Genomic DNA, 17742 nt, shown 5'->3' with positions numbered 1-17742 from the left:
CTCACCGTACGAAGGTCGCGACCGCCTCGACGTGGTGCGAGTTGGGGAAGATGTCGTACGCCGCGATCCGACTCAGCGAGTAGCCCTCGGCGCGGAACGTCGCCACGTCGCGGGCCAGGGCGACCGGGTCGCATGCCACGTACACGACCGCTGCGGGCCGCAGCGCGGCGATCCGTTCGACGATCCCGCGTCCGGCACCGGAGCGGGGGGGATCCAGCACGGTGACGCCGCGGCTGAGCCGGTCGCGGTCCCGGTCGGAGGCTTCGGCCCCCAGCCGCGCGAGGAACCGGTCCACTCGCGCCGTCTCGGCACGTGCGCCGACCCATTCGGCGAGGTTCTCGCTGGCGTGCTCGGTGGCGCGCGGGTCGGATTCCACAGACGTGACCCGGCCTCCGCCGAGCTCGGCGAGTGCGGCGGCGAAGAGTCCGACGCCGCCGTAAAGGTCGAGGTGCCAGGCCTCGGCGTCCAGGACGGCATCCTCCGCGCCACGCGGACCGGCCGCGCGAACCGCGGATCGCACGGCGGAATCCAGCGTTGCCGCGGCCAGCCGGTGCACCTGCCAGAAGCCGCCGGCGTCGACCCGGAACTCCCGCGTGCCGACCAGCTCGGTGACGACCTCACGCGCCTGGCCAGGGGCGGTGCGGGCCGAGTCGGGACGCGGCAGCACCCGGACGCGCCCGTCGGCAGGCTGGACCAGATCGATGCGGCCGGGTCGACCGTGCGTTTGCTGCAGCGCGGCGCGCTCGACGGCCGCGGTTGCGAGCGGGAAGTCCTCGACGGGCACGACCGTGTGGCTGCGCGCGGCGTAGGGGCCGACGTGGCCGTCGGCGTCGACGTGAAGACTCACTCGCGTGCGCCACCGCGTGCCGTCCGCCGTTTCAGCCTCGACGATCCGCCCCTCCGCGTCGGTCACCCCGACGGGGCCCGCCACGTCCACGTCCCACTCCACGCCGCCGAAGCGCTGCAGGGCGTCGGTCAGCACCTCCCGCTTGAGCGCTCGCTGGTGGGCCAGCTCGATGTGCCCGAAGTCCGCGCCCCCGGGGCGCAGGTGCGGCGGCACCGAGACATCGGCCTGGCGCCAGACATGCGGCTGCCGGTGGGGCGAGGGCTCCAGCACATCGATCACATCGCCGCGCCAGAACGACTTCTTCCCGACGTCGGTCAGGCGCACGCGCACGCGCTCCCCCGGGATCGCGTCGGGAACGAAGATCACGCGTCCGCCGCGCGCCGCGCCGCGGGTCTCCTCGGCGCCGCGGTCCGCCGCGGTCGAATCGTCTCCGTACCGCCCGACGAACACCCCGCCGTGGGCGACACTGGTCACATCGAGGTCGAGTTCGTCTCCGGCATCCACGTCTCGAGCATTCCACAGCAGACGCGCGACGCGGCTACCGTGAACGCATGCAGGTCTTCCTCGCCTCGACGTCGCCCGCCCGCCTGATGCTGCTGAGACAGGCCGGGATCGAGCCGCGCACGATGGCGCCGGACGTGGACGAGGATGCCGTCATCGCGGAGGTCCAGGCCGCCGAGGGTCGGCTGCTGCCGGCCGACGAGCACGTGCTGGTCCTGGCACGACGGAAGGCGGCGGATGTCGCGTCGCGCGTCCGCGCCGAGCAGGCCGACTTCGACGGGATCGTGATCGGCGGCGACTCGATGTTCGAGATCGACGGCGAAATCCTCGGCAAGCCGTATACGGCCGAAGTGGCCACACGACGGTGGCGTGCGATGCGAGGACGGACCGGCGTGCTGCACTCCGGGCACAGTGTCATCCGGGTGCATCCCGGCGCGGAGCTGCGAGAGGCGGAGGCGGTGGCCGAAGCATCCGTCACCTTCGCCGCCGATGTGACCGACGCCGAGATCGCCGCGTACGTCGCCTCGGGTGAGCCCCTGCAGGTCGCGGGGGCGTTCACGATCGACAGCCTCGGCGGCCCGTTCATCGACCGGGTGGTCGGGGACCCGTCGACCGTGGTCGGCATGTCCCTGTCCACCGTGCGGCGCCTCGCCGGAACGCTCGGGGTCGCCTGGCCGGATCTGTGGAACCGCGCCTGATTGCGAGGAACCGCACATAACCTCTCGGACGGGCTCGTAGACTCCCCCACACGTTTCCGCCGCTTTCTTGTGCGAAGCGCTCAAAAGCAGGCCTGGGTGCCTCGGTAGGCTGGCCTCCATGCCTCAGATCGCCAAGGTTCTCGTTGCCAACCGCGGCGAGATCGCAGTCCGCGTCATCCGCGCGGCGCGAGATGCCGGAAAATCATCCGTCGCGGTCTACGCCGACCAGGACCGGGACGCGCTGCACGCGCGGCTCGCGGACGAGTCGTACGCCCTGCAGGGCTCGACCAGCGCCGAGACCTACCTGTCGATCGAGAAGATCCTCTCCATCGCGCGACGGTCCGGTGCCGACGCCGTCCACCCGGGCTACGGATTCCTCGCCGAGAACGCCGCCTTCGCGCGCGCCGTGATCGGAGCGGGGCTGGTGTGGATCGGCCCGACGCCCGAGGCCATCGAAGCGCTCGGTGACAAGGTCACCGCACGGCACGTGGCCGAAAGGGTCGGCGCCCCACTGGTACCGGGCACCCCCGGGCCGGTCGGCGGAGCCGCCGAGGTGATCGCGTTCGCCGAGGAGTTCGGGCTCCCCATCGCGATCAAGGCCGCGTACGGCGGCGGCGGCCGTGGGCTCAAGGTGGCGCGCGAATACGACGAGATCGCCGAGATGTTCGAGTCCGCGACCCGTGAGGCGATCAGCGCCTTCGGTCGCGGCGAATGCTTCGTGGAGAAATACCTCGACAAGCCCCGGCACGTCGAGACGCAATGCCTGGCGGATGCCGCCGGCAACGTCGTGGTGATCTCCACCCGCGACTGCTCGCTGCAGCGGCGGCATCAGAAGCTCGTCGAAGAGGCCCCCGCCCCGTTCCTCACCGACGAGCAGAACGCGATCCTCTACGACTCCTCGAAGGCGATCCTGCGCGAAGTCGGGTACGTCGGGGCCGGGACGTGCGAGTTCCTGATCGGCGCGGACGGCACGATCTCCTTCCTGGAGGTCAACACCCGCCTCCAAGTCGAGCATCCGGTCTCGGAAGAGGTCACCGGCATCGATCTCGTGCGCGAGCAGTTCCGCATCGCCGAGGGCGGCACGCTGGATTACGGCGACCCGGTGCCGGTCGGTCACTCGATCGAGTTCCGGGTCAACGGCGAAGACCCGGGTCGCGGGTTCCTCCCCCAGCCCGGCCCCATCCACATTTTCAAGACGTTCGGCGGTCCCGGCATCCGTCTGGATTCCGGCGTCACCGCGGGCGATTCGGTCGGCGGCGCCTTCGACTCGCTGCTCGGCAAGATCATCGTCACCGGCCGCGACCGCGCCGAGGCGCTGGAACGCGCACGCCGGGCGCTGGACGAGTTCGAGGTCACCGGCCTGCCCACCGTGCTGCCGTTCCACCGCAAGGTCGTCCGCGACCCCGCCTTCACGGCCGAGGACGGCGTCTTCGGCGTCTTCACCCGCTGGATCGAAACGGAGTTCGTCAACGACATCCCGCCGTGGGACGGCGAGCTCGAGGCCGCGCCCAAGCCCGCCGAGGCGCGGCACACGGTCGTGGTCGAGGTCAGCGGCAAGCGCCTCGAGGTCAGCCTTCCGGATCGGATCGTCACCGCCCCCGGGGCGGTCGGCCGACCCGCCGCTGTACCGCCGTCGCGGCGCTCGCACGCGCCGACCGTCGTTGCCGGCGCGTCCGGCGATGCCGTCAAGGCCCCGATGCAATCGACGATCGTGAAGGTCGCCGTCCAGGACGGGCAGTCGGTCGTCCAGGGCGATCTGGTCGTCGTGCTCGAGGCGATGAAGATGGAACAGCCGATCCAGGCGCACAAGGACGGCGTCGTCGGCGCGATCAACGCCACCGCCGGCACGACCGTCTCCGCCGGTCATCAGCTGCTGACGATCTCCTAGGACTCGCGCCGTCCAGTCCCGCTCGCGGGGCCTCAGCCGTCGTCGTTCGCGCGATCGACGATGTGCATCGCGCGCGCGGCGTCCGTGATGCTGCCGCTCAGCGACGGATACGCCGCGAACACACGGGAGAGCTGGTCGACGGTGAGCCGGCGGTCCACGGCGATCGCGATCGGGTAGATGAGGTCCGATGCGCGCGGACCGACGATCACGCCGCCGATGACGGTGCCGCTGCCCTGCCGTGCGATGAGCTTGACGAAGCCGTCCTTGGTGCCCATCATCTTCGCCCGCGGGTTGGCCGCCAGCGGCAGCTTGTGCACGACGCCGTCGATGAGTCCGTCGATGATGTCCTGCTCCGACCAGCCGATCGTCGCGATCTCCGGCGCGGTGAAGATGTTGGACGTGATCCGGCGACGCTCGAGCGGGATGACGACATCGCCGAGGGCGTGGAAGACGGCGGTGCGGCCCTGCATCGAGGCCACCGAGGCCAGCGGCACGAAGGTGGTGCAGTCTCCGGCCGCGTAGATGTTCGGCACCGAGGTTCGCGCGACCCGATTGACCTGGATGTGGCCGGACTCGGTCATCTGCACCCCGGCGGCCTCCAGACCGATACCGGCCGTGTTCGGGATCGACCCGACGGCCATCAGGCAGTGACTGCCCTCGACCGTGCGCCCATCCGAGAGGGTGACCAGAACGCCGTCGCCGTCGCGGACGACGTTGTCGGCCCGGGACTTGGACAGCACCGTCATGCCGCCGCGCTTGAAGACCTTCTCGAGCACCATGGCGGCATCCCGGTCCTCCCCCGGGAGGACCTGGTCGCGGCTGGAGATCAGCGTGACCTTCGAGCCGAGGTTCATGTATGCCGACGCGAACTCGGCGCCGGTGACGCCGGAGCCGACGACGATGAGGTGCTCGGGCAGGGAGGTCATGTCATACAGCTGCGTCCACGTCAGGATGCGCTGCCCGTCCGGTTTCGCACTCGGCAGCTCGCGCGGGGACGCACCGACCGAGACGATCAGCGTGTCCGCTTCGACCCGGTCGAAGTCGGTGCCGTTCGGCCCGGTCGAGACCACGACGGCGTTGTCGCTGTCGAGGCGGCCGAACCCCGAGATCAGGCGGACCCCGGCCTCGACCAGGGACGCCCGCATGTCGTCGGACTGCTGGCGCGCCAGCGAGAGCAGTCGTTTGTTGACCGCGACGAGGTTGATGGCGATCTCCGGCTTGAGCGGCCTGCCCTCGCCGCCGCGGGCGAACAGCTGCACGCCCAGATCGCCGGCCTGCGAGATGGCCACCGCCGCGTCCGCGGTCGCGATCAGGGTCTTGGACGGCACGACGTCGGTGATCACGGCCGAGCCGCCGATCCCGGCGCGCTCGATCACGGTCACTTCCGCACCGAGCTGGGCGGCTCCCAGCGCCGCCTCGTATCCGCCGGGGCCGCCACCGATGATCGCGACACTCTGGGTGCGCTCGAAGCTCAAAGACATGTACTCATCTTCCCAGGCCGGAGGCGCGCTCATGCAACGCCGGGCTGGCCATCAGCTGGGTAGCTCACGGTCGCGCGGTCTGGCTCCCGGGCCCGGGCCTTCCTAGAGTGGGGTGCATGCCTCAGACCTTCGCAAACCCGCTGGATGACCCCTCAGCGGACCCGTTCGAGATCGCGGCGGAGGCGGCGGACCAGATCGCGCGCCTCACCGGCGTTCCGCGGCACGACATCGCCCTCACCCTGGGCAGCGGATGGGGTCAGGCTGCCGAACTGATCGGTGAGACGGTCGCCACGCTTGCGTGCACTGAGGTCGTCGGGTTCAGCAGCCCCGCGCTGGAAGGTCACGTCGGGACGCTGCGCAGTGTGCTGACCCCACGCGGACGGCACGTGCTGATCATCGGAGCCCGCACGCATTTCTACGAGGGTCGCAACCCGCGTCGTGTCGTCCACAGCGTCCGCACCGCGGCCGGCACCGGGGCGCGCACCATGGTGCTCACCAACGGCGCCGGCGGCATCCGCCACACCTGGAAACCCGGCACGCCGGTGCTGATCAGCGACCACATCAACCTCACCGGTGCGACCCCGCTCGAGGGCGCAACGTTCATCGACCTGACCGACCTGTACTCGATGCGTCTGCGTGATCTCGCGCACACGATCGACCCCTCCCTGGACGAGGGCGTGTACTGCCAGTTCACCGGGCCGCAGTACGAGACGCCCGCCGAGGTGAGGATGGCCAAGGCGATCGGGGGCCACATCGTCGGAATGTCCACCGCATTGGAGGCCATCGCCGCCCGGCAGGCGGGCATGGAGGTGCTGGGCTTCTCGCTCATCACGAACATGGCCGCCGGCATCCAGACCACGCCGCTCAGCCACCAGGAGGTCATGGAGGCCGGCCGGCTGGCAGGCCCCGCAATCTCGTCACTGCTGGCGCGCGTCATCGGGGCGATGTGAGCGCGGGCGGGAAGGCCGTCCTGGATGCCGCGCGCGCCTGGCTCGCCCAGGACCCGGATGGCACGACGCGCACCGAACTGGAGGGGCTGATCGAGCAGACCGACCGCGGTGATGCCGCTGCCGCCGCGGAGCTCGCCGACCGCTTCGCGGGGCGCCTGGCCTTCGGCACCGCCGGGCTGCGGGGGGAACTGGGCGCCGGCAGCAACCGCATGAATCGCGTGCTGGTCGCCCAGGCAGCGGCCGGACTGGCCGCTTTCCTCCTCGAGCGCTCCGCGGGCGGGCGCCGCCCGTCCGTCGTGATCGGCTACGACGGTCGCCGCAACTCGGACGTGTTCGCACAGGACTCCGCCGAGCTGTTCGCCGGTGCAGGGCTGCGCGCCATTCTCCTGCCGCGGATGCTGCCCACGCCGGTCCTCGCATTCGCGGTGCGTCACCTCGGGGCGGATGCCGGGGTCATGGTCACCGCCAGCCACAACCCGCCGAACGACAACGGCTACAAGGTCTACCTGGGCGGCGCGGACGCCGGAGCGCAGATCGTCTCGCCCGCCGACATCGAGATCGCCGCGCACATCCAGCGGATCGCAGACGCCGGAGATGTCGGCGCGCTGCCCCGCTCGTTGGGGTACGAGACGGCCGCCGAGTCGGTGGTGGACGCGTATGTCGCCGCCACCGCCGCCGTCGCCCCCGCGCCTGCGGGCGCTGCCGGGCTCAGCTGGGTGTACACCGCGATGCACGGCGTGGGATGGGACACGCTCTCGCGCGTACTGAAGGCGGCCGGATACCCCGAGCCGGTGCCGGTGACACGCCAGCTCGATCCGGACGGGACCTTCCCCACCGTGGCGTTCCCGAACCCGGAGGAGCCGGGCGCCATGGACCTCGCGTTCGACGCAGCGCGCCGGTCCAACGCCGACCTCGTCATCGCCAACGACCCGGACGCGGATCGCCTCGCCGTCGCCGTCCCGGATCCGCACGCCCAGGGCGGCTGGCGCCGACTGACCGGCAACCAGATCGGCCTGCTGCTCGGGTGGCGGGCAGCCCGACTGGCGCGGGCGGCCGGCGCGCCGCCCGGGGCGTCGCTCGCCTGCTCACTGGTCTCCTCCCCCGGGCTGAAGTCCGTCGCGGAGCACTACGGGCTCGACTTCCACACCACCCTCACCGGCTTCAAGTGGATCTCGCGGGCGCCGGGCATCGTGTTCGGGTTCGAGGAGGCGCTGGGATACCTGGTGAACCCCGAGACCGTCCGCGACAAGGACGGGATCTCGGCCGCGATTGCCATGCTCGGGCTGGTCGCCGAGGCCCGCGGGCGCGGCGAGAGCCTCTCCCGGGTCCTCGCGGAGTTCGATGCGACGTTCGGGTTCTTCGCCAGCGACCAGGTCGCCATCCGCGTGGATGACGTGTCCGCGATCGCACGGATCATGGCAGCACTGCGGGAGCGGCATCCGTCATCGATCGGGCGGGTCCGGATCGACCGTGTCGAGGACCTCTTGGACGGCGTGGACGACCTGCCCCGCGGGGATGTGCTGCGTCTGTGGACGACGGACGGGTCGCGCGTCATCATCCGGCCCAGCGGAACCGAGCCTAAACTCAAGGTCTATCTCGACGTCCGCGGTGGCTCTGCCGACGATGCGCGTGCGCGCCTGGCGGCCCTCGGTGAGGGGGCGCGGACGCTCTTGGGCGAGGTGGGCTGAACCGGAGGACATGACAGAGCGGTGACCGAACGCACGGACGACGATCGCTCAACGGATGCCGCGAACCTGGCACCGGCGGCCGCTCCGGCCACCGCGCACCCGCGAGGAGCCGCCACGGACACGGTTGCCCCCGGCCACCCGGTGACCACCGCCGACCCGCCGCACTGGCTTCGCCGGGTCCTGCTGTTCCTGAGCGGGCAGACCATCAGCCTGCTCGGGTCGATGCTGGTGCAGTACGCGGTGTTCTGGTATCTCACGATCACGTACCAGTCCGGCGTGATCATGATGCTGGCGGCGCTGTTCGGCTTCCTCCCGCAAGCCGTCGTCTCGGTCTTCGGCGGGGTCTGGGCCGACCGCCACAATCGCAAGCTCCTGATCATCGTCGCGGACGCGTCGATCGCCGCGACCACCCTGGGGCTCGCCCTGATCATGCTGACCGGGTACGACGCGGTGTGGCTGATCTTCCTGACCATGGCGATCCGATCGGCCGGCGCCGGCATCCAGATGCCCGCGGTCTCGGCACTGATCCCGCAGATCACGCCCACCCGTCACCTGATGCGCGTGAACGGGATCAACGGATCCATCCAGTCCGCGATGGCCCTGCTCGCACCGGCCGCTGCGGGCGTCATCTTCGCGTGGTCATCGGCGTCCAATGGCGCGACGGCGGGTTCCCTGGTGCCGATCTTCTTCATCGACGTCGTCACTGCAGCCATCGGGATCGGGCTGCTCGCCCTCGTCCCCGTCTCCGCGGTCCGCAGGGCGGGCGATGTGAAGACGGGCTATTTCGCCGATCTCGTGGACGGCGTCCGGTACGTCGCCCACCACGCGTTCGTCCGGTGGGTGCTGGTGCTCTTCGCGATCATCTTCGTGCTCATCGTGGCGCCGTCCAACCTCACCCCGCTGATGCTGGTGCGCTCGTTCGACGCCGGAGAGCAGCAGAACGTGGTCAACCTCGCCGTTCTGGAGATCGCGTTCAGTGTGGGCATGGTGCTGGGCGGCATCGTGGTGGCGGCGCTGTTCGCCAAGCGCAGTCGGATCGGCATGATCGTGGTGGCGTCCCTGGTGTTCGGCGTCCTGTCGATCGGCATGGGACTCTCGCCGAACGTGTGGCTGTTCTTCGGCTTCATGTTCCTGCTCGGCCTCTCGGTGCCGTTCTTCTCCACTCCCTCCACCACCCTGCTTCAGGAGACCGTCGAGCCCGAGCGCCAAGGACGCGTCTTCGGCTTCCTCGGGATCGTCATGGCCCTGGCCATGCCGCTGGGCATGGTGGTGTTCGGGCCCCTCGCCGACGTGGTGCCGATCGAGCTGCTGCTGATCGCCTCGGGTGTGCTGACCTTCGTGGTGGTCGGCGCGGCGGTGTGGCTGCCCGCGGGACGTCGCGCGCTGAGCGCGGCCCGGGCCGCCTCGCACACCTCGGACCCCGCCGCTGCGGCCGCGGCGGCCGAGGCGGCGATGCACGACGAGCACGCCTCGTAGGCTCGAGGCATGCTACTTCGGGAACCCATCATCCTCGAGAACGCGTTCGTGCGCCTTGAGCCGCTCGCCCCAGAGCACGCCGAGGATCTCATCGAGGCTGCGAAGGGCCTGGAGCACGCCTGGTACACGTTCGTGCCGACCCCGGAGGCTATCGAGACAGAGATCCGTGAGCGCCGTGCGCTGCGCGACGACGGCTCGCACAACCCGTGGGCGGTGCGCCGCCTGGACACCGGCCGGGTGGTGGGGATGACCAGCTATCTGAACATCGATCAGCCCCACCGCCACGTGGAGATCGGCTCCACCTGGCTCGCGCTCAGCGCCCAGCGGACGGCCGCCAACACCGCCGCCAAGCTGCTGCTGCTGGGGCATGCGTTCGAGGAGTGCGATGCGATCGCGGTGGAGCTGCGCACGCACTGGCACAATCGTCAGTCCCGCGATGCCATCGCGCGCCTCGGGGCCAAGCAGGACGGTGTCCTGCGCAACCACCGCATCGGTCCGGAAGGCACCCTCCGCGACACCGTGGTGTTCTCGATCCTGCCGACGGAGTGGCCGGCGGTCCGGCTGGGCTTGGAGTCGCGGCTGGCTCGCTGAGGCGGACGCCGCGGCATCCGCTCACCCCGCGGCATCCGCTCGCCTGCCGCGGCATCCGCTCGCCCCGCGGCATCCGCTCGCCCCGCGGATCCGCTCGCCCGTCCCGGCATCCGCTCGCCCCGCAGCATCCGCTCAGCCCGCGGCATCCGCTCGGCTGTCACAACACGCCGACCGGGCCGGCAGAACGCGACAGGCCAGCACCAGCCCGATCGCGCGCGTGAACTCAGTGCGGCGCGTGCGCCTCCAGGAATTCGTACACGTCCGTGGTGTCCACACCCGGAAAGGCTCCGGTCGGCAGCGTCGCCAGCAGCGTCCGGGGCGTGCGGACGTTCGGCCAGGACTGCTCGCGCCACGCCGCCTCCAACTCGGCGGGGGGCCGCCGGCAGCAGACCTCCACCGAGTGCTTCGACACACCCCGATTCGTGGTGTCCCGGCCGATGAACCACTTCGTGTCATCGAAGCGGACGCCGACGCTGACCGAATGCGCGCCCTCACTGGACAGCTCCACGCGCGCGGTGCACCAGTAGGTGCCGTTGCCGGTGTCGGTGTACTGGTAGTACGGATTGAAGTGGTCGTCCACGTCGAACACGACCCGGCTGGTCCACCGCCGGCAGCACGGCTGTCCCTCGATCGCGCCCAGGCGGTCGGTGGGGAAGTTCACGCCGTCGTTCTCGTACGCCTTGGTGATCGTCCCGGACTCGTGCACCTTGAGGAAGTGCACCGGGATGCCCAGGTGCACGGTCGCAAGATTCGTGAAGCGGTGCGCGGCCGTCTCGTACGAGACCGAGTACGCATCGCGCAGATCCTCGATCGACACCGCGCGGCGGCCCTTCGCCTCCTGCAGGAACGGCACCGCGTGCGCTTCCGGTACCAGCAGCGCCCCCGTCAGGTAGTTCGTCTCCACCCGCTGCCGCAGGAACTCCGCGTAGCTGGTGGGCTCCCGGTGGCCGAGGATGCGGCTGGACAGCGCCTGCAGCACCGCGGTGCGCGGGTCCCCCTTGGACGCGAGCCGACTGGACAGGTAGAGGCGGCCGTTCTTGATGTCCGCGACGCTGCGGGTGGTCTGCGGCAGGTCCGGCACGTAGTGCAGGGTGAACCCGAGATGGGCGGCGATATCGGATGCCGTCCGCTGCGTCAGCGGACCGCCCGGGTGGTCGACCGCACCGAGGATCTCCCGCGCCTGCACCTCCAGCTCGGGGAAGTGGTTGTTCTGCGTGCGCATGAGGCGGCGCAGAGCGACGTTCGCGCGCCGGGCCTCTTCCGGCGTCGCGGCGCGCTCGTCGCGCAGCCGTTCGATCTCACCCTGCAGCGCGAGCATGGCGGCGAGCGCCTCGTTCGGAACCGTCTTGCCCACGCGGAACGGGGCGATCCCGAGCGCCTGGAAGGTCTGACCCCGCATCGCCCGCTCGAGTCCGATCTCAAGGGTGGAGCGCTCGTCCAGCGGCTCGGAGGCCAGGAGCGAGTCCAGGGTGGCGCCGAGGGCGCGCGCGATGGTGCGCAGCAGCGTCAGCTTGGGCTCTCGGCGCCCATTCTCGATCATGGAGAGCTGGCTCGGAGCCCGCTGCACAGCGGCTGCCAGCTCGTCGAGGGTCATGCCGCGCTCGGTGCGCAGCTGCCGGATGCGGCGGCCGATGGTCAGGGAGTCCACCTCTTCATCGTCGGGCAGTTCATCCTGCAGTTCCCGGCTCGGCAGCGTCGTCATGGGCCGATTCTGTCACGAAAGCAGAACTTTGCGGAATGTTCACACGCCGACCCGACGAGTGACAGTGCGAACTTCACACACAGTGGAACCACGACCACACCCCTCGGTCCCGAACAGGGATCACCGGATGCCGAGCCGGACGCACACGCCGCGCCCGCAGCATCCCGCACGCTCCACGGACACGTTCACAGGAAGACAGGGCAATGACACCTGCAACCGCCGCCCCGATGCGCACGCGCACCGGGGCCATCCCGACCCAGACCGCCGAGCCCTCGATCGAGGTCATCGCTCGCCTGGCCCCCCGCTACGCGGAGATCCTCACACCCGAGGCCGTCACGTTCCTCACCGAGCTGCACCAGCGCTTCGCGGCCCGCCGGCACGACCGGCTCGCCGACCGCATGCGCCGCCGCTTCGAGATCGGCAACGGGCACGACCCGCGGTTCCGCGATGACACGGCGCACATCCGAGAGGATGCCGGATGGCGCGTCGCCGGTGCCGGTCCCGGCCTGGAGGACAGGCGCGTGGAGATCACCGGCCCCACCGACCCGAAGATGACGATCAACGCCCTCAACTCAGGGGCGCGCGTATGGCTGGCTGACCAGGAGGATGCCACCTCCCCCACGTGGAGGAACGTCATCGAGGGACAGCTGTCGCTGCGCGACGCGATCCGCGGCGAGCTGTCGTTCACGAGCCCCGCGTCTGAAACGGCACCCGGCAAGACGTACGCGGTCACGGCCGAGCGCACCCCGACGATCGTCATGCGTCCGCGCGGCTGGCACCTCACCGAGGCGCACCTGCAGTTCACCGACCGTGCGGGCCGCACGATGGCGGCATCCGGGTCGCTGGTGGATTTCGGTCTCTACTTCTTCCACAACGCCGGACAGCTGATCCAGGACGGGCGCGGGCCGTACTTCTATCTGGCCAAGCTCGAATCGAGTGAAGAAGCAAAGCTGTGGGACGACGTCTTCACCTTCAGCGAGCGGTACATCGGCATCCCGCACGGCACCATTCGCGCCACGGCGCTCATCGAGACCCTGCCTGCGGCGTTCGAGATGGAGGAGATCCTCTTCGAACTTCGCGACCACTGCGCGGGATTGAACGCGGGCAGATGGGACTACATCTTCTCGATCATCAAGAACTACCGGGGCCGCGGCGCACGCTTCGTGCTCCCGGACCGCAGCGAGGTCACGATGACGGTCCCGTTCATGCGCGCCTACACCGAGCTGCTGGTGAAGACCTGCCACAAGCGCGGGGCATTCGCCATCGGCGGCATGAGCGCGTTCATCCCCAACCGCCGCGACCCCGAGGTGACGCGGCAGGCGTTCGAGAAGGTCGCCGCGGACAAGAAGCGCGAGGCCGGCGACGGGTTCGACGGCACCTGGGTGGCCCACCCCGACCTGATCCCGACGGCGATGGCCGAGTTCGACGCGGTGCTGGGCGACCGGCCCAACCAGATCGACCGGCAGCGCGACGACGTGCGGGTGACGGCATCCGACCTGCTCGATGTGCACATCGGGCGACCGGTGACCGCCGCGGGGGTGCACGCGAATGTGTCCGTCGCAGTCCGCTACGTCGAAGCGTGGCTGCGGGGTCTGGGCGCGGTCGCGATCGACAACCTCATGGAGGATGCCGCGACGGCCGAGATCTCCCGCTCCCAGGTGTGGCAGTGGATCCACCAGGACCACTCCACTGCCGAGGGCCGGCCGATCACCCGGGAGTACATCGAGGAATGCATCGCCGAGGTGCTCAGCGAGGTCGATCGCCGCGCGGGTGACCGGTACGAGGATGCCGCGGAGATCTTCCGTGAGGTCGCCCTCGGCCAGGACTTCCCGGCGTTCCTGACGCTCCCGGCCTACACGAAGTTCCTCGTCGACACCGACTAGCCCGCACCGCGGCGGCTCATCCGAGCCGACCACGAACACGATCGAAGGAAGTGAAATGACTCAGTACCACAACGACATCGAAGCCGTCGCGGCGCTCAAGGAGCAGTACGGCTCCGGCTGGAACGCCATCGACCCGGAGTCCGTCGCCCGGATGCGGACACAGAACCGCTTCCGGACCGGGCTCGAGATCGCCCAGTACACGGCGGACATCATGCGCCGCGACATGGCCGAGTACGACGCCGACTCTTCGGCGTACACCCAGTCCCTCGGAGTGTGGCACGGGTTCATCGGGCAGCAGAAGCTCATCTCGATCAAGAAGCACCTCAAGACCACGAACAAGCGCTATCTGTATCTGTCGGGGTGGATGGTCGCCGCGCTGCGTTCGCAGTTCGGGCCCCTTCCTGACCAGTCGATGCACGAGAAGACCTCGGTGCCCGCCCTGATCGAGGAGCTCTACACCTTCCTCCGCCAGGCAGACGCCCGCGAGCTGGACCTGCTCTTCACACAGCTCGATGAGGCCCGCCGCGCCGGTGACGAGACCGCCGTGGAGTTCATCCGGTCGCAGATCGACAGCTACGAGACCCACGTGGTGCCGATCATCGCCGACATCGACGCCGGCTTCGGCAATCCCGAGGCCACGTACCTTCTCGCCAAGAAGATGATCGAAGCGGGCGCCTGCGCCATCCAGATCGAGAATCAGGTGTCGGACGAGAAGCAGTGCGGCCACCAGGACGGCAAGGTCACCGTCCCGCACGAGGACTTCATCGCCAAGCTCACCGCGGTCCGCTACGCGTTCCTCGAGCTCGGCATCGACAACGGCATCATCGTCGCCCGCACCGACTCGCTCGGCGCCGGCCTCACGCAGAAGATCGCCGTCTCGAGCGGGTCGGGCGACCTCGGCGATCAGTACAACTCCTTCCTCGATGCCGAAGAGATCTCGGACGCGGATCTCGCCAACGGCGACGTCGTCATCAAGCGCGACGGCACGCTGCTGCGCCCGAAGCGCCTCGCCAGCAACCTCTACCAGTTCCGCCCCGGAACCGGCGAGGAGCGCGTCGTGCTGGACTGCATCACCTCGCTGCGCAACGGTGCCGATCTGCTGTGGATCGAGACCGAGAAGCCGCACGTCGACCAGATCGCCGCGATGGTGGACGCGATCCGCGAGGAGGTCCCGAACGCGAAGCTCGTGTACAACAACAGCCCGTCGTTCAACTGGACGCTGAGCTTTCGCCAGCAGGCCTACGACCTGCTCGCGGAGCAGGGCGCGGATATCTCAGCGTACGATCGCGCGGACCTCATGAACGTCGGCTACGACGACACCGAGCTGGCGCAGCTGGCCGACGAGAAGATCCGCTCGTTCCAGAAGGACGGCTCGGCCCGTGCCGGGATCTTCCATCACCTGATCACGCTGCCGACCTATCACACCGCCGCGCTGTCCACCGACGACCTGGCCAAGGGTTACTTCGGCGACGAGGGCATGCTCGCGTATGTGAAGGGCGTTCAGCGTCGGGAGATCCGGGAGGGTATCGCCACGGTCAAGCACCAGAACATGGCCGGCAGCGACATCGGCGACAACCACAAGGAGTACTTCGCCGGCGAAGCGGCCCTGAAAGCCGGCGGTCAGCACAACACGATGAACCAATTCAACTGAGTCCCCGGTTCAGCTGAGTCTCCGGTCCCCGCTCGCGCGAAAGCCCGCAGCCGAGCACCGCTCGCCTGTCGCAACCTGCACCCTCCCGCGGCGCGTCGTGACAGGCGAGCGGAGTTCTCCGCGGCTCGCGCGAAAGCCCGCAGCCGAGCACCGCTCGCCTGTCGCAACCTGCGCCCTCCCACGGCGTGTCGTGACAGGCGAGCGGAGTGCGGGGGTTGCGGGGCGGCGGGGCGGCGGGGCGGCGGGGTGCGGGGGGCGGGAGGGCTAGGGGTCCTGCATCCGGTCGGCGTGCGCTGCGACCCGCGTCACCAGTGCCTCGAAGAATGCCAGTTCGTCGCGGTTGAGCACGCTCATGATCGCTCTGATGTCCCGCTCCGCGCTCGGGGCGAGCTCGTCGAAGAGAGTACGTCCCTCCGCGGTCGCGGTCAGCAGGTTGCGTCGGGAATCGTGCGGGTCGCGGTCACCGGTCACCCGGCCCGCGGTCCGCAGCACGTGCACCGCGCGGCTGACGTTCATGGCGGTCAGTCCGGTCCTCGAGCAGATCTCGGTCGCGGTGATGCCCGGTGAGTCCACGATCTGGACGAGCGCACGCCACTCCGCAAGAGAGATCGCGTGCTTCTCGGAATAGTGCCTCAGGAAGGGCCTGGCCAGCAGCTGGCTGAGCCGGTTGAGTTCGCCCGCGAGTCGCAGTTCCGCGGTCATCCGCACGGGTTCCTCCGCGGCCTGTTCTCCCATTGGTCCCCCGCCGAAACTCGGTGCGCTGCGGACGTCCGGCACGCGCGCGCTACCGGCCGGCCGGCCGCGCGAATCCCATTCGCTCGCGAAGGGTATCGCCCCGGTACTCCGACTGGAAGTACCCCTTCTCCTGCAGCAGCGGCACGAGCAGCTCCAGCATCCGATTCATGCCGTCGGGGATCGAGGGCGGGTCCAGATTGAACCCGTCGCACACGCCGCGATCGAACCAGTCGATCATGTCCCGCGCCACGTCCTCGGCAGAGCCGATGAGGATCCGGTGCCCGCCCGCGCGCGCGAACGCAACGATCATCTGACGGACGGTCAGTCCTTCTTCCAGCGCCATCCGCCGGTAGCTGTGCCACCGCGAGCTGTTCGCCGGGCCTTCGACGAACCGCTCGTCCGGAATCCGCTCGTCCAGGTCGAGATCGTCGATGGCGATCCCCGCGGCCGATGACAGTCGCCTGCGACCGGCGACCAGGTCGATGAACGACTCCAGTTCCTGCGAGAGCTCCTCCGCTTCGCTCGTGGTCTTGCCCACGATGGGCACGACCCCCGGCAGGATCTTGATGCGGCGCGGATCGCGGCCGCTGGTGACCGCCTGGGCACGTACTCGGTCGGAGAACGTGCGCATGGATTCCAGATCCGGCTGCGCGGTGTAGATCGCATCCGCGACCGAGGCGCCCAGCTGCAGGCCGGCCGGCGACTGCCCGGCCTGGAAGAGCACTGGGTGTCCCTGCGGAGAGCGGGGCATGTTCAACGCGCCCTGCACCCGGAAGTGCTCGCCCACGTAGTCGATGTCGCGGATCCTGCTGACATCCGCCCACTGCCCGGACTCGCGGTCATTCAGGACGGCGTCGTCCGACCAGCTGTCCCAGAGCCGCAGCGTCACGTCCACGAACTCCTCGGCCCGCCGGTACCTGGCCTCCGGCGAGGGCATCTCGGAGAGCCCGAAGTTCTGGTAGCCGCCGAAGAGGGAGGTGACGATGTTCCAGCCCACCCGCCCCCCGCTGAGCCGATCGAGGCCGGTGAGCTGACGGGCCACGTTGTACGGCTCCGAGAACGTCGTCGAGACCGACCCCACCAAGCCGATCTTCCGGGTGGCACCGATCAGCGCACCCATCGACGAGATCGGTTCGTACAGACCCGTGTTGCGGATGTTGTTGTCCCGGATCGTGCCGACGTCCACGCCGTCGCCGAAGAACACCGCGTGGATCTTCGCCCGTTCCGCGGCGCCGGCCATGTCGGCGATCAGCGACAGCTCGCCGATCTCCTCCGAGCGGCTTCGCGGGTCTCGCCAGCTGTCCATCTGAAAACCCGAAGACAGCATGAACATGGTCAGAACCATCTGGCCGCGCGGTGTCGACACGGTGAACCCCTTTCGTGGTGCGGAAGCTCACACACTCGGTGAGACAGTAACATCCGTTCCCTTTTCCTGAGTACCACTCAACGGACTGCCGCTGACCAGACCGCCCATTTTGCAGGCAAAAGCGGAACATTGAACGTTGCAGACTGATTCGCGGCTCGTGAAAGCGAAGGATGAAACTATCCCTCGTTACAAACTGAGGTCCGAAATCAGTGCCCCATGCGCACACACGGATCGCGCGTGCCGAAACAGTTTCCGCTCTGTGGAAGCGATCGCCAGGCAGCCCTC

General features: G+C 69.3%; 13 protein-coding genes. 8 read left to right on the top strand and 5 right to left on the bottom strand.

Annotated elements, in window-relative coordinates; genetic code table 11:
• Window position 1: 1 nt before the first annotated feature.
• Entirely contained in the window at window positions 2-1351 is a 1350-nt protein-coding gene (locus tag NQ152_RS16505) for a TRAM domain-containing protein (protein ID WP_257524762.1), read from the bottom strand.
• Between the two features lie 47 nt (window positions 1352-1398).
• On the opposite strand from NQ152_RS16505, the gene NQ152_RS16500 reads away from it, so the two are divergent.
• Together NQ152_RS16500 and NQ152_RS16495 are read left to right on the top strand one after the other, a co-directional pair.
• Window positions 1399-2046: a nucleoside triphosphate pyrophosphatase gene (locus NQ152_RS16500; protein ID WP_257524761.1), complete on the top strand. Its 648-nt coding sequence runs from the start codon at window positions 1399-1401 to the stop codon at window positions 2044-2046.
• Window positions 2047-2164: 118 nt separating this feature from the next.
• Entirely contained in the window at window positions 2165-3934 is a 1770-nt protein-coding gene (locus NQ152_RS16495) for a biotin carboxylase N-terminal domain-containing protein (RefSeq protein WP_257502957.1), read from the top strand.
• Between the two features lie 32 nt (window positions 3935-3966).
• Here NQ152_RS16495 and NQ152_RS16490 read toward each other — a convergent pair whose 3' ends face one another.
• Window positions 3967-5415 carry an NAD(P)H-quinone dehydrogenase gene (locus tag NQ152_RS16490; RefSeq protein ID WP_257502958.1) on the bottom strand — a complete coding sequence of 483 codons (1449 nt, stop codon included), beginning with the start codon at window positions 5413-5415 and terminating at the stop codon, window positions 3967-3969.
• Window positions 5416-5531: 116 nt separating this feature from the next.
• Here NQ152_RS16490 and NQ152_RS16485 point away from each other — a divergent pair, with 116 nt between their 5' ends.
• Genes NQ152_RS16485 through NQ152_RS16470 form a run of 4 tightly spaced genes read left to right on the top strand, consistent with a single transcriptional unit; the run spans window position 5532 to window position 10120 of the window.
• Window positions 5532-6365 (top strand): purine-nucleoside phosphorylase, encoded by an 834-nt coding sequence (locus NQ152_RS16485; RefSeq protein ID WP_257502959.1) that lies wholly within the window; start codon window positions 5532-5534, stop codon window positions 6363-6365.
• Window positions 6362-8053 (top strand): phospho-sugar mutase, encoded by a 1692-nt coding sequence (locus NQ152_RS16480; RefSeq protein ID WP_257524760.1) that lies wholly within the window; start codon window positions 6362-6364, stop codon window positions 8051-8053. The genes NQ152_RS16485 and NQ152_RS16480 overlap by 4 nt, the downstream gene beginning before the upstream one ends.
• Window positions 8054-8074: 21 nt before the next feature.
• Window positions 8075-9529 carry an MFS transporter gene (locus tag NQ152_RS16475; protein WP_257524759.1) on the top strand — a complete coding sequence of 485 codons (1455 nt, stop codon included), beginning with the start codon at window positions 8075-8077 and terminating at the stop codon, window positions 9527-9529.
• Between the two features lie 9 nt (window positions 9530-9538).
• Window positions 9539-10120, top strand: a complete 582-nt coding sequence (locus NQ152_RS16470) for a GNAT family N-acetyltransferase (protein ID WP_257524758.1) — start codon at window positions 9539-9541, stop codon at window positions 10118-10120.
• Window positions 10121-10343: 223 nt separating this feature from the next.
• Here NQ152_RS16470 and NQ152_RS16465 read toward each other — a convergent pair whose 3' ends face one another.
• Window positions 10344-11822 carry a helix-turn-helix transcriptional regulator gene (locus NQ152_RS16465; protein WP_257524757.1) on the bottom strand — a complete coding sequence of 493 codons (1479 nt, stop codon included), beginning with the start codon at window positions 11820-11822 and terminating at the stop codon, window positions 10344-10346.
• Between the two features lie 203 nt (window positions 11823-12025).
• Here NQ152_RS16465 and aceB point away from each other — a divergent pair, with 203 nt between their 5' ends.
• Both aceB and NQ152_RS16455 read left to right on the top strand, forming a co-directional pair.
• Entirely contained in the window at window positions 12026-13705 is a 1680-nt protein-coding gene (aceB, locus tag NQ152_RS16460; protein WP_374113613.1) for a malate synthase A, read from the top strand.
• Between the two features lie 55 nt (window positions 13706-13760).
• Window positions 13761-15356 carry an isocitrate lyase gene (locus NQ152_RS16455; RefSeq protein ID WP_257524756.1) on the top strand — a complete coding sequence of 532 codons (1596 nt, stop codon included), beginning with the start codon at window positions 13761-13763 and terminating at the stop codon, window positions 15354-15356.
• A gap of 264 nt (window positions 15357-15620) precedes the next feature.
• Here NQ152_RS16455 and NQ152_RS16450 read toward each other — a convergent pair whose 3' ends face one another.
• Window positions 15621-16058, bottom strand: coding sequence for a MarR family winged helix-turn-helix transcriptional regulator (locus NQ152_RS16450; RefSeq protein WP_257503960.1), 438 nt, complete (start codon window positions 16056-16058; stop codon window positions 15621-15623).
• 82 nt (window positions 16059-16140) lie between these two features.
• Window positions 16141-17457 carry an NtaA/DmoA family FMN-dependent monooxygenase gene (locus tag NQ152_RS16445; protein ID WP_257503959.1) on the bottom strand — a complete coding sequence of 439 codons (1317 nt, stop codon included), beginning with the start codon at window positions 17455-17457 and terminating at the stop codon, window positions 16141-16143.
• Window positions 17458-17742 lie beyond the last annotated feature (285 nt).

Origin of the sequence: Microbacterium sp. zg.B48, assembly GCF_024623505.1 — a bacterium.
Taxonomy (GTDB): Bacteria; Actinomycetota; Actinomycetes; order Actinomycetales; family Microbacteriaceae; genus Microbacterium.
Note: the sequence above shows the minus strand (reverse complement) of the source record. Positions and strands in the feature narration are given on the sequence as shown.